The sequence below is a fragment of the Bradyrhizobium sp. Bra78 genome (assembly GCF_024519855.1).
Classification (GTDB): domain Bacteria; phylum Pseudomonadota; class Alphaproteobacteria; order Rhizobiales; family Xanthobacteraceae; genus Bradyrhizobium; species Bradyrhizobium japonicum_G.
Window position 1 is genome coordinate 326,306 of the sequence record NZ_JALJRE010000006.1, and the last position, 14,057, is coordinate 340,362.

At 65.2% G+C, this 14,057-nt stretch carries 15 protein-coding genes; 12 read left to right on the top strand and 3 right to left on the bottom strand.

Annotated features, from left to right (window positions below):
* Positions 1–18: 18 nt before the first annotated feature.
* Together ybgC and OC450_RS16630 are read left to right on the top strand one after the other, a co-directional pair.
* On the top strand, positions 19–423 hold the full coding sequence (gene ybgC, locus OC450_RS16625; RefSeq protein ID WP_249128908.1) for a tol-pal system-associated acyl-CoA thioesterase: 405 nt from the start codon (positions 19–21) through the stop codon (positions 421–423).
* Between the two features lie 79 nt (positions 424–502).
* A complete protein-coding gene (locus tag OC450_RS16630; protein ID WP_211382156.1) occupies positions 503–970 on the top strand; it encodes a DUF1348 family protein in 468 nt (155 codons plus the stop codon).
* A gap of 236 nt (positions 971–1,206) precedes the next feature.
* Here the strand turns inward: OC450_RS16630 and OC450_RS16635 are convergent, their stop codons facing one another.
* Together OC450_RS16635 and OC450_RS16640 are read right to left on the bottom strand one after the other, a co-directional pair.
* Complete coding sequence (locus tag OC450_RS16635; RefSeq protein ID WP_211382157.1) at positions 1,207–1,923, bottom strand: type 1 glutamine amidotransferase; 717 nt, start codon at positions 1,921–1,923, stop codon at positions 1,207–1,209.
* A gap of 29 nt (positions 1,924–1,952) precedes the next feature.
* The gene (locus OC450_RS16640; protein WP_262048280.1) at positions 1,953–2,879 is read right to left on the bottom strand and encodes a LysR family transcriptional regulator; all 927 of its coding nucleotides are present in this window, start codon (positions 2,877–2,879) and stop codon (positions 1,953–1,955) included.
* Positions 2,880–3,030: 151 nt separating this feature from the next.
* On the opposite strand from OC450_RS16640, the gene OC450_RS16645 reads away from it, so the two are divergent.
* The 9 genes from OC450_RS16645 to OC450_RS16685 are packed head-to-tail and all read left to right on the top strand — an operon-like array spanning position 3,031 to position 11,834.
* Entirely contained in the window at positions 3,031–3,987 is a 957-nt protein-coding gene (locus tag OC450_RS16645; protein ID WP_262048281.1) for an N-carbamoyl-D-amino-acid hydrolase, read from the top strand.
* A 49-nt stretch (positions 3,988–4,036) separates the two neighbouring features.
* Entirely contained in the window at positions 4,037–4,864 is an 828-nt protein-coding gene (locus tag OC450_RS16650) for an ABC transporter substrate-binding protein (RefSeq protein ID WP_211382160.1), read from the top strand.
* Positions 4,861–5,718, top strand: a complete 858-nt coding sequence (locus OC450_RS16655; protein ID WP_211382161.1) for an amino acid ABC transporter permease — start codon at positions 4,861–4,863, stop codon at positions 5,716–5,718. Before OC450_RS16650 ends, OC450_RS16655 begins: the two co-directional genes overlap by 4 nt.
* Positions 5,715–6,479 carry an amino acid ABC transporter ATP-binding protein gene (locus OC450_RS16660; RefSeq protein ID WP_211382162.1) on the top strand — a complete coding sequence of 255 codons (765 nt, stop codon included), beginning with the start codon at positions 5,715–5,717 and terminating at the stop codon, positions 6,477–6,479. The genes OC450_RS16655 and OC450_RS16660 overlap by 4 nt, the downstream gene beginning before the upstream one ends.
* A 16-nt stretch (positions 6,480–6,495) precedes the next feature.
* The gene (locus tag OC450_RS16665; protein WP_262048282.1) at positions 6,496–7,311 is read left to right on the top strand and encodes an ABC transporter substrate-binding protein; all 816 of its coding nucleotides are present in this window, start codon (positions 6,496–6,498) and stop codon (positions 7,309–7,311) included.
* On the top strand, positions 7,298–8,182 hold the full coding sequence (locus OC450_RS16670; protein ID WP_256805671.1) for a polysaccharide deacetylase family protein: 885 nt from the start codon (positions 7,298–7,300) through the stop codon (positions 8,180–8,182). The genes OC450_RS16665 and OC450_RS16670 overlap by 14 nt, the downstream gene beginning before the upstream one ends.
* A gap of 8 nt (positions 8,183–8,190) precedes the next feature.
* A complete protein-coding gene (locus OC450_RS16675; RefSeq protein WP_262048283.1) occupies positions 8,191–8,847 on the top strand; it encodes an aspartate/glutamate racemase family protein in 657 nt (218 codons plus the stop codon).
* A 33-nt stretch (positions 8,848–8,880) separates the two neighbouring features.
* Entirely contained in the window at positions 8,881–10,464 is a 1,584-nt protein-coding gene (locus OC450_RS16680) for an ABC transporter substrate-binding protein (RefSeq protein WP_211382166.1), read from the top strand.
* The gene (locus OC450_RS16685) at positions 10,461–11,834 is read left to right on the top strand and encodes an amidohydrolase family protein (protein WP_262048284.1); all 1,374 of its coding nucleotides are present in this window, start codon (positions 10,461–10,463) and stop codon (positions 11,832–11,834) included. Before OC450_RS16680 ends, OC450_RS16685 begins: the two co-directional genes overlap by 4 nt.
* Here the strand turns inward: OC450_RS16685 and OC450_RS16690 are convergent.
* Positions 11,824–12,738, bottom strand: coding sequence for a LysR substrate-binding domain-containing protein (locus tag OC450_RS16690; RefSeq protein WP_211382168.1), 915 nt, complete (start codon positions 12,736–12,738; stop codon positions 11,824–11,826). The genes OC450_RS16685 and OC450_RS16690 overlap by 11 nt on opposite strands.
* Positions 12,739–13,013: 275 nt before the next feature.
* On the opposite strand from OC450_RS16690, the gene OC450_RS16695 reads away from it, so the two are divergent.
* The gene (locus OC450_RS16695; protein ID WP_211382169.1) at positions 13,014–14,048 is read left to right on the top strand and encodes an ABC transporter substrate-binding protein; all 1,035 of its coding nucleotides are present in this window, start codon (positions 13,014–13,016) and stop codon (positions 14,046–14,048) included.
* Positions 14,049–14,057 lie beyond the last annotated feature (9 nt).

Genomic DNA, 14,057 nt, shown 5'->3' on the forward strand with positions numbered 1-14,057 from the left:
CGCGACGGCCGCCACCACATGCAGGTCCGTGTCTACTACGAGGATACGGATTTTTCCGGCATCGTCTATCACGCCAACTATCTGCGCTTCATGGAGCGCGGGCGCACCAATCATCTGCGCCTGATGGGCGCCGAGCAGCAGGCCCTGTTCGAGCAGCCTGCGACGGAAGATTCCGGCTTTGCCTTCGTGGTGCGCTCGATGCGCCTCGATTTCATGAGGCCGGCGCGCATGGACGACGTGCTCGACGTCGTGACCTGGCCGGTCGCGGTGAAGGGCGCCTCCATCATGCTGGCGCAGGAGGTGCGCCGCGGCGAGGAGGTCCTCGTGAAGGCCGAGGTGCGCGTCGCCTTCATCAGCGGCGGCCGCGCCCAGCCGATCCCGAAATCGATCCGCGCCTTGATGAAGGCTGATCTGATTTCGTGATTGCCCGATAGGTGATCGTCTATCGACTCCGGCGCCCGTGGCGATAGATTTGCGGTCCCGACCAATCGATGAGGCTATCATGTCGCGCCCGCCGCTGCCGCCCTTCACGAAAGAGACCGCCGCGCAGAAGGCGCGCATGGCCGAGGACGCCTGGAATTCGCGCGATCCGGTGCGCGTCTCGCTCGCCTATACCGAGGACAGTTGCTGGCGCAATCGCTCGGAGGTGTTCCAGGGCCGCGAGGCCATCGTCGCCTTCCTCACCCGCAAATGGGAGAAGGAGCACGACTACCGCTTGATCAAGGATCTCTGGGCCTTCGACGGCAACCGCATCGCGGTGCGCTTCCAGTACGAATGGCACGACGCGTCCGGCCAGTGGTATCGCTCCTATGGCAACGAGCAGTGGGAGTTCGACGAGCACGGCCTGATGCGGCGCCGCGAAGCCTCGATCAACGACATCGCGATTGCGGAGAAGGATCGCCGGTTTCACTGGGCCGCGCCAGGGCCAAGGCCGGCGGATGTAGCGGGGTTGGGGACGGATCCGTTCTGACTACCCACCACCCCAATTGCTCTTGCCTTTTGCTTTTGGGAAGTCCTCCCAGAACCACATAATGCCTAACGCCGCCACGAAGCCGGCGGCCATTACCATCCAGCCTTTCCATCGAAGTGCGAAGAATAGGAGATAGACTAGAGCTCCCAGCCCTACGACAATTAGGGCGAGTGCAACGATCAGGCTTATCGTTCGACGAATTGGGCTCATTCCTATCCAGCCTCAAGCGTAGTCCGCTACTTAGGCGATGTGCGCCTCGCCAGAAACCTCGTGATCGCCCCGCCAAGCTTCGCGCTATCCAGCGGCTCGGCAAGCGACGCCCTCGCCGTTGCGACAACATGCTCCGGCGCCTTGCCGTCGCGCAGCGCGCAACAGACTTCCGCGAACTCCACGTCGAACTCCGGATGCGGCTGCACCGACAGGGTCGTACCGTTGGCGTAAAGCAGGCCGGCGTGCGGCGTGAAGTCGGACGAGAGGATCGTCAGCGCGTCGTTCGGCGGCTCGATCACCTGGTCCTGATGCGATGCGGCGATTGCGACCGCCTCCCCCTCGACGACGCCGTTCTCGGGCAGCACCTGATAGACGTGCCGGCCGATGCCCCAGCCCTTCTCCGACTTGCGCACGGTGCCGCCGAGCGCCTGCGCGATCAGCTGATGGCCGAAGCAGACGCCGACCATCGGTGTCTTGCTGGCATAGGCGGTGCGCACAAAATCTTCCAGCGGCGCGATCCAGTCGAGCCCGTCATAGACGCCGGCGGCCGCGCCCGTGATCAGTACGGCCTCGAGCTTGCCCGGATCGGGCAGCGCATCGCCATTCGGGATGCTGACGATTTCGACCGTGGCGGTCGGGTCCTCGGCGCGGACCATGCGTTCGAACATGTCGGGAAACGAGCCGTGCTGCTCGCGATATTTTGGCGGGACCTGTCCGGTCTCGATGATGGTGATGCGTGCCATGTGCCCTCAGGTAAAGACGTTGCGCAAGCTCAGTCGCTTTCTGCCCCATGTTGCTGGTGCGGCGCTGCGGGCTCCAGCAATACGCTTTCCCTGCGGACCTCGCCGAGAAAGGCCTTTGCCAGGCGCGACAGCGGCTCGGCTTCCGACCATAGCATATAGGCCACCGTGCGCGTCGTCGGCGTGAACGGCCGGACCACGAGGCCGCTGCCGCCGTTCTGCCGCGGCGAGAAGGGATCGACCACCGCGGCGCCGACGCCTGCGGCGGCGAGCACGCAGGCCGTGTTGCAGTAACGCACCTCGACGGTCGGCCGGAACGGCGCGCCGGCGCGGGCAAAGCCGTCGCGCACGGCCTCGCCGAGCCGCGTGCCGCGCTCCAGCCCGATGAAGGGCAGTCCGGAAAGATCGGCGGCCGAGATCACGGGCCTATCGGCAAGCGGATGCTGCGGCGGCAATACGCAGACCATCTCGCCGGTGTGCACCACCTCATGCGCGATGCCGGGATGATGCGTCAGGCCAAGCGCGAAGCCGAGCTCGGCGACGCGGCTCAGCACGCCCTCGATGATGCCCTCATAACGCCGCACGTCGAAGAACACGCGCGTCTCCGGGCGACGGCGCAGGAAGCCCGACAGCGCGGAAGGGATGATGCTGTAGGCGAGCGGCGGCGTCGCCACGATCGAAAGATGCCCCGAGCGGTTCTCGCGCAGATCGCGGACGCGGTTCTCGAGCTTGGCGTGCAGCGCGAAGATTGCCTCGCTCTCCTTGTAGAGTGCCATGGCTTCCGCGGTCGGAAACAGCCGGTTGTTGACGCGCTCGAACAGCGCAAAACCCGCCTGCGCTTCCATCGTCTTCAGCGCATTGCTGACGGCAGGCTGCGACAGCGCCAGTTCGTCGGCCGCGGCAACCGTTGTGCGGTGGCGGATGACGGCACGCAGGATCTCGAGCTGGCGCAGGTTCATATCACTGCCGATTATACTCAGGGCCAAAAGATCATAGCAGAACGAATTGATTTTGTAGCCCCGCTTCCGCGTAATGACCGCGGATTTGCACGTTGCATCAAAGGGTTCATTCGCCCATTGAGGCAGCACTGCGCACAGATTGGAGGCAATCTTGGTTCGTGTCCTTCGCGCCGCCGCAGCACAGATGGGGCCGACGCAAAAAGCCGATACGCGCGAGCATACGCTTGCGCGCATGATCGGCCTGCTGGAGGAGGCGGCCGGCCGCGGCGCCAGCCTCGTGGTGTTTCCCGAGCTCGCCTTCACCACCTTCTTCCCGCGCTGGCTGCTCGAAGGCGACGAACTCGATCGCTATTTCGAGCGCGGCATGCCGAACCCGGCCGTGGCAAAACTGTTCGACCGCGCACGCGCGCTGCGCGTCGGCTTCTATGTCGGCTATGCCGAGCTGACGCCCGACGGTCGCCGCTACAATTGCGCCATTCTGGTCGATCGCGACGGCGAGCTGCTCGGCCGCTATCGCAAGGTGCACCTGCCGGGCTCGGTCGAGCCGCGGCAAGGTGCGCGCTACCAGCAGCTGGAGAAGCGCTATTTCGAGTATGGCGACCTCGGCTTTCCCGCCTTCCGCGCCGGCTCGACGTGGGCCCACGCCATCATGGGCATGATGATCTGCAACGACCGCCGCTGGCCGGAATCCTGGCGCGTGCTCGGCCTGCAGGGCGTCGAGCTCGTCTGCATCGGCTACAATTCGGCGGCGTACGATCCCAATGGCGGCACGACGGAAGACGGAACGCTCCGTACCTTCCATTCGACGCTGGTGACGCAGGCCAACGCCTACATGAATGCGACCTGGGCGATCTCGGTGGCGAAAGCCGGCGAGGAGGACGGCTCCGGGCTGATCGGAGGCTCCTGCATCGTCGATCCCAACGGCCGTATCGTCGCGCAGGCCGCGACGCTCTCAGATGAGGTGATCGTCGCCGACGTCGATCTCGACCTCTGCCGCCAGGGCAAGGACAAGATGTTCAACTTCGCCGCCCATCGGCGGCCCGAGCAATACAGGGTGATCACCGAGCGTGCCGGCGTCATCGAGCCGGCCGTCCTCGACGCGGACTGACCAAATGGCACGGCGCTGGCAACGGAAGAAGATTGGCAAAGGAGTTGATATGACACGCCTCTCGCTTTCTCTCGGTCTTGCAGCGTTCGCTGCCGTCGCCTCCGCGCAGGCGGCCGAGCTTCCCGCGGAAATCAAGCAGGCGGGCACGCTGCGGCTGACCGTCAATTCAACCTACGCGCCGATGGAGTATCGCGATCCCGCGACCAACGAATTGGTCGGGCTCGACATCGATCTGGCCAACGAGCTCGCCAAGCGGCTCGGAGGCCTCAAGATCGTCTGGAGCGAGACGCCGTTCGCCGAGCTGATCCCCTCGCTCCAGACCAAACGGGCCGACTTCATCATCTCCGGCATTTCCGACCGTGCCTCGCGGCGCGAGACTGCCGATTTCGTCGATTACCTCGCGACCGGCCCGCAGTTCTTCGTGATGGCGGAGAGCGATTCCAAGGCCGCGACCGATCTCTGCGGCAAGAAGGTCGGCACCACGCGCAGCACCAGCTTCCCGGTCGAGATCGAGAAGTGGAGCAAGCAGAACTGCGAGCCGGCCGGAAAGCCGGCGATCCAGTACGTGCCCGGCGAGAACTCGATCGACGTCCGCAACCAGCTCAAGCAGGGTCGCATCGACGCCGCCGTGCAGGGCAGCGAGACGCTGCCTTATGCGCAGACGCAGGAGACCGGCAAATACCGAATTGTCGGTGAGGCCTTCGCCAAGGGCTATCAGGGCATCATGTTCCGCAAGGACGATGCGGCCCTGCGCGAGGTCGTGACGGAGAAGCTCGCCGCCATGATCGCCGACGGTTCCTACAAGGCGATTCTCGACAAATGGGGCCTTGGCGCGAACGCGGTCGCCCAGCCCATGCTGAACGCGGCGCCGCAATGAAGCCAGCGCCGGCACTCGCGGAGGGTTTCCCCGACTTGTCGGGGATGCAGATCGCGCGCGAGCCGCACTGGTTTCGCTGGGTCAGCGCGGCGCTGATCGTTCTCGTGCTAGCCGCGATCGCGCGCGCGTTCGCCAACGGCCAGATCGAATGGTCCTATGTCAGCCGCTTCCTGACCGCAAAGGTCATCCTCGAAGGCATCGTCAACACCATGGTGATGGCGGTGCTGGCGATGGCGCTCGGCATTTTCCTCGGCATCGTCGTGGCGGTCATGCGGCTGTCGCCCAATCCGGTGCTGAAGACGGTCGCGGCCGGCTACACCTGGCTGTTCCGCGGCACGCCGCTGATTTTGCAATTGCTGCTGTGGTTCAATCTCGCGCTGGTGTTTCCGACCATCGGCATTCCCGGCCTGTGGTCCGCACGCGCCGTCGACGTCATGACGCCGTTCCTCGCCGCGTTGCTCGGGCTCGGCATCAACCAGGGTGCCTACACGTCCGAGGTGATGCGCGCCGGCATGCTGTCGGTCGATATTGGGCAATACGAGGCGGCACAGGCGATCGGCATGGGACGGCTGCGCGCACTGCGGCGGATCGTCCTGCCGCAGGCGATGCGGGTGGTGATCCCGCCGCTCGGCAACGAGTTCATCGGCATGGTGAAGGCGACCTCGCTTGCGAGCGTCATCCAGTATCCGGAGCTGCTGCACAACGCCGAAAACATCTACTACGCCAATTCGCGCGTGATCGAGCTCCTGATCGTCGCCGGGCTCTGGTACCTGCTCGTCGTCTCGATCCTGACGCCGCTCCAGATGCTGCTCGAACGTCGCTTTGCCCGCGGCACATTGCAGTTTGCGCGATGACAAAACCCCTCGTCGCGATCCGCTCCGTAGCCAAGAACTTTGGCGAGTTTCAGGCTCTCAGAAGCGTCTCGCTCGACGTCTGGCCCGGCGAGGTGATGTGTCTGATCGGCGCCTCCGGCTCGGGCAAGACCACGCTGCTTCGCTGCATCAACCAGCTCGCGGCGATCGATGCCGGCGGCATCTGGCTCGACGGCGAATTGCTTGGCGTGCGCGAGCAGGGCGGGCGGCTCCATCGCCTCACCGAACGGGAGATCGGGCGGCAGCGGCTGAAGACCGGCATGGTGTTCCAGCGCTTCAACCTGTTCCCGCACAAGACCGCGCTGGAGAACATCACCGAAGGTCCGCTCCAGGTGCAGGGGCGCAAATCCGACGAAGTGCGTGCCGAAGCGCTCGAACTGCTGAGGCGGGTCGGATTGTCGGCCAAGGCGGACTCGTATCCCGCCCAGCTTTCCGGCGGCCAGCAGCAGCGTGTGGCGATCGCGCGGGCGCTGGCGATGAAGCCGATGCTGATGCTGTTCGACGAGCCGACCAGCGCGCTCGATCCCGAGCTCGTCGGCGAGGTGCTCGCCGTCATGAAGGAGCTGGCGAAGAGCGGCATGACCATGATGGTGGTGACGCACGAGCTGGGCTTCGCCCGCGAGGTCGCCGACCGCGTCGTATACATGGACCAGGGCGCGATCGTCGAGCAGGGGCGCGCCTCGGATGTATTGGGTGCGCCGCGCGAGGAGCGTACCAGGGCATTTCTTTCGGCAGTGATCTAGCAATGGGGACATGTTGATGAAGAGACTTTTCGTTGCGGCGGCGCTTTTCGGCGCCATGAGTGTTCAGGCTTTGGCGGTCGAGCTTCCGGCGGAAATCGTCAAGCGCGGCAGCATCAAGGTTGGCATCGTGCCGAACTATCCGCCGATGGAGTTCCGCGATCCCGCGACCAACGCGCTGTCCGGGTTCGATGTCGAGCTTGGCGAGGCGATCGGCCGCAAGCTCGGCGTCAAGATCGAGTGGCAGGAGACCAGCTTTGCCGAGTTCATGCCGTCGATCGCGACAGGCCGGGTGGATGCAATCCTGTCGGGCTTCACCGACTATGCGAGCCGGCATGAGACCGCGACCTTCGTCGATTATCTGCGCAGCGGTCCGCGCTTCTTCGTTCAGCAGTCTCGCGCGGCCGAATTCAAGGATGCCGCCGCGCTCTGCGGCAAGAAAGCCGGCGCCAGCCGCCGCACCATGTTCCCGGCGCAGATCGCGGCCTGGAGCGAGAAGAACTGCGGCGGCAATGCGATCGTGTTCGTCGGCACCGACGGCTCGGCCGATGCCCGCACCCAGCTCAAGCAGGGACGCATCGATGCCGCCGTCCAGGGCGACGAGACGCTGCCCTACATCATGGATCAGGAGCCCGGCGCCTATGTGCCGATCGGCCGGACGCTTGCGCAGCAGTTCACCGGCATTGCCCTGCCGGTCAAGGAAAAGGCGCTTCACCAGGCGATGCTGGAGGCCGTCGATGCGCTGATCGCCGACGGCACCTATCGTACGCTGCTCGCGAAGTGGAAACTGAGCGATAACGCAATAGAGAAGGCGACCATCAATGCTGGACAGTAAGGCACTCCAGAGCATCCCGCTCGTTCCGGCCAACACGGCGGATCCCGCGCCGGACTATCCCTGGCCGACGCCGTACAAGTCCGCGATGTTCCTGTCGTTCGACGTGGACGCGGAGAGCGCCTGGACCAGCAAGGACGCCGTGCACGCCCAGCGGCTCATTACCATGAGCTATGGCGGCTACGAGGCGCGCGTCGGCACGCCGAAACTTCTGGAGCTGCTCGACCAGCTCGATCTCAAGGCGACGTTCTTCGTCACGGGATGGTCGGTCGATGCGCATCCGGCGATGGCTGAATCGATTCTCAAGGCCGGCCACGAGATCGGCCATCATGGCTATCACCATCTCCTGCCCGATCCCGGCGATCCCTGGATCGAGGAGGAGCTGGAGCGCGGTTTCGAGGCGCTGAAGCGCCGGCTCGGTGTCAAGCCGACCGGTTATCGCGCGCCTTATGGCGAGTTCACCGAGGAGCTGCGGGTGGCGCTGGTGCGCCACGGCATCGTCTACACCTCCTCGTTCCGCGACGACGTGCGGCCCTACCGGCATCGCCTTGCCGACGGCAAGCCCGGCACGATCGAGCTGCCGGTGACCGCGAGCTATGACGACTGGATGCACGGCCTGTCTGCGCGCTTCAGCCCGCGCTCGATCTTCCCGAAAGAGCATGTGCTGTCGATCTGGAAGGACGAGCTCGACGAAACCAGGGACTGGGGCGCGATGGTGACCACCGTGCTGCATCCGCAATGCAGCGGCCGTCCGATGCGGCTGCGCCTGCTGCGCGAGTTCCTGGCCTACGCAAAATCCTGCCCCGACGTCTGGATCACGACCGGCGAGAAGATCGCGGAAAACTTTCTGCGCCACGAGGCCGGTAACCGCTAGGCAGCCCCATGACCCGCCGTCGCATCCTCGTCATCAACCCCAACTCGTCCGCATCGGTGATGGCGGCGATCGACGACGCGGTCGGGCCGCTGCGCATTGCAGGTGGGCCTGACATCGAGGTGGTTGGCCTTGCCGAGGGCCCGCCCGGCATCAGCTCGCAACGCGACGCCGACAGCGTCGTGATGCCGCTGGTCAACCGTGTGTCGCGCGACGATGCGGATGCCTTCGTGCTCGCCTGCTTCAGCGATCCCGGCCTGCATGCGGTGCGCGAGGCGGCCGGTGGCCGCGCGGTGCTGGGCATTGCCGAATGCGGCATCTTTCGCGCGCTGATGCTGGGCGAACGCTTCGGGGTCATCGCGCTGTCGCCGTCGAGCATCCGCCGCCAGCAGCGCATGGCGCGGGTGATGGGCGTTGACGGCCGCTACGCCGGAAGCTGGTCGGTTGGTGCGAGCGCGGCGGAGACCGCCGGCGCCGACATCCGGGGACGCCTCATAGAAGCCGGCCGCGCGCTGGTCACCCAATGCCGCGCCGATGTCGTCGTGATGGGCTGCGCCGGCATGGCCTCGCACCGCGCGGCGATTGCGGAGGCGATCGGCGTGCCTGTGGTCGAGCCGGCGCAGCAGGCGGTCGCGGCCGCGATCGGCGCGGTCTTGCTCAACACGTAAAACGCCATTGATGCAGTCCAGGAGCCCCTTGTAATGCCGATCTCCCGCCGTTCGCTCCTCGGAGCCGCCGCAGCAATGCCGGCGCTGTCGCTGCCGAGCATCGTCCGCGCCGAATCCCAGACCACTCTGCGCTTCATCCCTGTCATCGACCTTGCCTTCGTCGATCCCATCTATTCGACCGCGCAGGTGTCGCGAAACCATGGCTTCATGGTCTACGACACGCTCTACGGCATGAGCGCCTCGCTCCAGGTCTCGCCGCAGATGCTGTCGGGCCACGCCATCTCCGGCGATCAATTGCAATGGGACCTCAGCTTGCGCGATGGCCTGTTCTGGCACGACGGCGAGCGCGTGCTGGCCCGCGACTGCGTCGCCAGCATCCGCCGCTGGGCCGCGCGCGATGGCTTTGGCGGCGAGCTGATGGAGGCAACCGCCGAGCTGATCGCAGCCGACGACCGCAGCATCCGCTTCCGCCTCAAACGCCCGTTTCCGCTGCTGCCGCAGGCGCTCGGCAAGGCCGCGATCAACGCCTGCTTCATGATGCCGGAGCGGCTGGCGAGCCAGGACCCGTTCAAGCCGCTCACCGAAGTCATCGGCAGCGGTCCGTTCCGCTATCTCGCCGACGAGCGCGTGCAGGGCGCACGCAACGCCTATGCCAGGTTCGAACGTTATCAGCCGCGCGCCGACGGCAAGCCGGATTGGACCGCGGGCCCGAAGATCGTGCATTACGACCGCGTGGTCTGGACCACCACGCCCGATGCCGGCACCGGCGTCGCCGCGCTCCAGACCGGCGAGCAGGATTGGCAGGAGACCACGCCGCACGATCTGCTTCCGATCATCAAGGCCGCCGGCGATATCGAGACGCGCATCCTCGATCCCAGAGGCTATGCCTGCATGCTCCGCCTCAATCACCTCCAGCCGCCGTTCGACAATCCCGCGATCCGCCGCGCGCTACTCGGCGCGATCGATCAGTCCGCGTTCATGACCGCTGTCGCCGGCACCGATCCCGCCTACCAGGTATCGCCGATCGGCTACTTCGCGCCGGGAACGCCGATGGCCAGCGAGGTCGGTCTCGACGTGTTCCGCGGCCCGCGCGACTACGCCAAGGTCAAGGCCGATCTGAAAGCCGCCGGCTACAACGGCGAGAAGATCGTGCTGCTCGTGCCCACCAATTCGCTGGCGCAAAAACCGCTCGGCGAGATCGCGGTCGATAGCTTGCGCAAGGCCGGCATGAACGTCGAATATGCCGGGCTCGATTTTGCCGTCGTCCTCCAGCGTCAGCTCAAGAAGGACCCGATCGGGCAGGGCGGCTGGAGCGCCGCGGTCGGCAACTGGCAGGGTATCGATTGGCTCAACCCCGCCGGCAACACCAACATCCGCGGCGAGGGCAAGGTCGCCGGCTGGTACGCCAGTGAAAAGATGGGGCCCTTGCGCAGCCGGTGGCTGGCAGCCTCCGAGCTTGCCGAGCAGCAGCGCATCTGCCGCGAGATCCAGGCAGTGGCGTTCGAGGAAATCCCCTATATTCCGATCGGCCTGTACAAGCAGCCGACTGCCTATCGCAAGGCCATCACCGGCATTCTCGACGGCACCGCCGTCTTCTGGAACGTACGCCCCGCATGAGCACGGTCGCAATTTTCGGCAGCTATGTGCTGTCACGGAAAGACGGCGCGCAGGACGTTCTGCGCGACCATTGGGTCCTCGTTGAAGGCAGGAAGATCGCCGCAGTCACGCGCGATAAGCCGCAGGCGGACCAAGTCTACGATCGTCCTGGCCGCTTCGTGCTGCCGGGCCTGCTCAACCTGCACAATCACTGCTTCAGCGAGGCGGTGGCGCGCAGCCACAGCGAGGACGGAAATGGCCGCAAGAACAACCAGAGCATCGTCTACACGGTGCTGCTGCCGCTGACCAAGCGCGGTGCCGAGCTGCTGTCCGCGGAAGAGCGCATGGCGGTAGCGCGGCTCGGTATCCTCCAGCTTCTGAAGGGCGGCGCCACCACGGTGATGGAACCGTTCCGCAACTCGATCCCTGAAATGTTCGATGCTGCCGAGGAGATGGGGATCCGCTTCTACGGCGCGCCATATCTCTTCTCCACCTCCGATGCCAAAGCAGGTCCGGATGGCGTGGTCCACTATGCCGGCGATGACGGCACCGCCGACATGGCGACGTGGGACGCGCTTTACCAGCGCTGGAACAATCGCGGCGACGGCCGCATCGGCCTTGCGATGAGCCCGCACGCCACCGACACCTGCGGCCCGGATCTGCTGAAGGCTTGCGCGACGCGTGCGCGCGAGCTCGGCGTGCCCATCACCACCCACATGGCGCAGAGCCGCGCCGAGGTCGAAACGATCGGCCAGCGCTATGGCGGCCGTACGCCGGCGCAATATCTCGACTGGCTCGGCTTGCTGGCGCCCGATCTCATGGCGGCGCACTGCATGTTTAGCAGCGATGACGATCTCAAGCTGATGGCCGCGCGCGGCATGACTGTCTTGAATTGCCCGCGCGTGTTCGCGCGCGCCGGCGTCACCGCCGCCTTCAGCCGGTTCGCGGAGCACGGCGTGCGCACCGTGGTCGGCACCGACGGCTACAACATGGACTTGCTCGGCGAGCTCAACGCCGCCTCGCTGATCTCCAAGATCACGTCGCAGCGCGCTGATGTCGCCAACTCGCCCGAGCTGATCGAGGCAAACACGGCCGTGGCCGCCGATGTCATCAAGCGGCCTGATCTCGGCAGAATCGAACCCGGCGCGACCGCCGATCTCACCGTGGTCGATCTCACTCACCCGCATCTCCAGCCGCTGTTCGATCCGCGCCGCGCGCTGATCGCGCTCGCCAACCGCGCGAATATCGACCAGGTCATGGTCGACGGCCGCGTCCTGGTCGATTCCGGACGTTATCTTGGCGCCGATGAAGCGGCGATCACGGCAGCTGGCACCGCGGCGATCGGCAAGATCTGGGACCTGCCGGAGGCGCAGGCCGCATTCAACGGCTGACGGCTGGCTCATCGAATTCGGCGAGAGCCTTGCGCATGGTCTCGACCAGATCCAGCGCCACCGGCGAGGGGCTGCGCTGCGCCGGAAAGACCGCCGAGAACTCGAAGTCTATGCGCGGCAGGAAGCGGCGCACGACGACGCCGCGGGTGGAGAATTCCTGCGCGGTGAAGGGATCGCAGATCGCAACGCCAAGCCCCGACGACACCATGCCGCACATGATCTCCGACAGCGCGGTCTCCACCCGCAGCACGCGGCGGACGTCGTGACGGTGGAAGATCTGGTCGACGAGGTGCCGGCTCGACGATCCCGCCGACAGCGAGATGAACGTCTCGCCCTCGAAATCGCGCGGCTCCAGAACTTGTTTCTCGGCGAGGCGATGACCCGTCGGCAGCACCGCGACGCGCGCCGGCGCCGGCAATCTCTGGCTCGGCAAGCCGGAATGCGCGATCGGCACCTCGGCAAAACCGACGTCACACTGGTTGTTCAGCACCCAATCGACCACGATCGGCGAGATCACGCCGAAGAAGGCGAGGTTGAGGTTGGGTCGCTCTTTCAAAAAATGCCCTGTGAGCCGTGGCAGATAGCCGTTCGACAACGCCGGAAGTGCGGCGATCCGCAGCGAGCCGGTGCGGCGGCCACGGATTTCTTCGGCCGCCGCCGTGATGCGTTCGAGGCCGACAAAGGAGCGCTCGACTTCGGTATAGAGCGCCATCGCTGCGGCGGTCGGCACCAGGCCAGTGCCACGCCGCTCGAACAGCTCCATCTTCAGCAGCGCCTGCAGGTCGCGCAGCAACCGGCTGACCGCCGGCTGTGTCACGGTCATTAGCGCCGCCGCCTCGGTGACGCTGCCGGTCAGCATGGTCGCGCGGAAGGCCTCCACCTGCCGCGAATTGATCCGGGCCATCTCAACTTCCATTCATAACATTTAGGCATGCAGATGGTGCCATTATTCATTGGACGATGGAAGCCAGGGTTTGCGATCTTTTTCATCAGAGCTGGAGACAGCCCGCTTTTTCGGCAGGTTGGAGGGGTTCAAACCTCCGGATCGGGCGAAAACCGTCGAGCAGGGGCCGGAGCCCTGATCGGAGTGGGGTTTGCGCGGAAGGAAATGCGGAAGGCGCTTCGGCTCATGAGACTTGTCGGCACGTCACCTCATCCCGGTATTGGAGATCGGTCCCTATGAAGACTTTTCGCCTTTTGACAGCGGTCAGCATCGCGGCGCTCGTCGCCGCTCCGTCGGTCGTCTCGGCCCAGCAGAAAACGCTCTATGTCGCCGGCTATGGCGGCTCGTTCGAGAAGACCATTCGCGACGAGGTGATCCCGACCTTCGAGAAGGAGAACGGCGTCAAGGTCGAGTATGTCGCCGGCAACTCCACCGATACGCTGGCCAAGCTGCAGGCGCAGAAGGGCAACCAGCAGATCGACGTCGCCATCGTCGACGACGGCCCGATGTACCAGGCGATCCAGCTCGGCTTCTGCGGCAAGCTCGAGGGCCTGCCGGCCGATCTCTACGACACCGCGCGGTTCAAGGACGATCGCGCCGTCGCAATCGGCATCGTCGCCACCGGCCTGATGTACAACACCAAGGTGTTCGCCGAGAAAGGCTGGGCGCCGCCGACTTCCTGGAACGATCTGAAGGATACGAAATACGCCAAGCAGCTGGTCATTCCGCCGATCAACAACACCTATGGTCTCGAAGCGCTGGTGATGCTCTCGAAGATGAACGGTGGCGGCGAGTCCAACGTCGATTCCGGCTTCAAGATCTTCAAGGAGCAGATCAATCCGAACGTGCTCGCTTACGAGCCGTCGCCGGGCAAGATGACCGAGTTGTTCCAGTCCGGCCAGGCCGTGATCGCGGTGTGGGGCACGGGCCGCGTGCAGAGCTTTGCCAACACCGGCTTCCCGGTCGACTTCGTCTATCCGAAGGAAGGCGCGGCGACGCTGCTGACGACGGCGTGTCCGATCACCAAGCCCAATGCCTCGCCGCTCGCGTCCAGCTTCGTCAAGATGCTGCTCGACCCGAAGATCCAGCTCGTGATGCTGAAGGAGTATGGCTACGGCCCGGTGCTGAAATCGGTGGTGATCCCGCCCGAGTTCGGCAAGATGGCGCCGATCGGCGAGCGCGCGGCAAAACTCTATAATCCGGACTGGACTGTCATCAACGAGAAGCGCGAGGAGTGGACCAAGCGCTGGAATCGCGAGGTCGAGCGTTGATCTGAGCGT

Excerpts from the sequence above, each read along its gene's own strand:
- OC450_RS16670 (WP_256805671.1), top strand. The coding sequence starts at position 7,298 with ATGCTGGACAGTAAGGCACTCCAGAGCATCCCGCTCGTTCCGGCCAAC.
- OC450_RS16690 (WP_211382168.1), bottom strand. The coding sequence starts at position 12,738 with ATGGCCCGGATCAATTCGCGGCAGGTGGAGGCCTTCCGCGCGACCATG.
- OC450_RS16650 (WP_211382160.1), top strand. The coding sequence starts at position 4,037 with ATGACACGCCTCTCGCTTTCTCTCGGTCTTGCAGCGTTCGCTGCCGTC.
- OC450_RS16630 (WP_211382156.1), top strand. The coding sequence starts at position 503 with ATGTCGCGCCCGCCGCTGCCGCCCTTCACGAAAGAGACCGCCGCGCAG.
- OC450_RS16695 (WP_211382169.1), top strand. The coding sequence starts at position 13,014 with ATGAAGACTTTTCGCCTTTTGACAGCGGTCAGCATCGCGGCGCTCGTC.
- OC450_RS16675 (WP_262048283.1), top strand. The coding sequence starts at position 8,191 with ATGACCCGCCGTCGCATCCTCGTCATCAACCCCAACTCGTCCGCATCG.
- OC450_RS16685 (WP_262048284.1), top strand. The coding sequence starts at position 10,461 with ATGAGCACGGTCGCAATTTTCGGCAGCTATGTGCTGTCACGGAAAGAC.
- OC450_RS16665 (WP_262048282.1), top strand. The coding sequence starts at position 6,496 with ATGAAGAGACTTTTCGTTGCGGCGGCGCTTTTCGGCGCCATGAGTGTT.
- OC450_RS16680 (WP_211382166.1), top strand. The coding sequence starts at position 8,881 with ATGCCGATCTCCCGCCGTTCGCTCCTCGGAGCCGCCGCAGCAATGCCG.
- OC450_RS16660 (WP_211382162.1), top strand. The coding sequence starts at position 5,715 with ATGACAAAACCCCTCGTCGCGATCCGCTCCGTAGCCAAGAACTTTGGC.
- OC450_RS16640 (WP_262048280.1), bottom strand. The coding sequence starts at position 2,879 with ATGAACCTGCGCCAGCTCGAGATCCTGCGTGCCGTCATCCGCCACCGC.
- OC450_RS16655 (WP_211382161.1), top strand. The coding sequence starts at position 4,861 with ATGAAGCCAGCGCCGGCACTCGCGGAGGGTTTCCCCGACTTGTCGGGG.
- ybgC (WP_249128908.1), top strand. The coding sequence starts at position 19 with ATGCAGGTCCGTGTCTACTACGAGGATACGGATTTTTCCGGCATCGTC.
- OC450_RS16635 (WP_211382157.1), bottom strand. The coding sequence starts at position 1,923 with ATGGCACGCATCACCATCATCGAGACCGGACAGGTCCCGCCAAAATAT.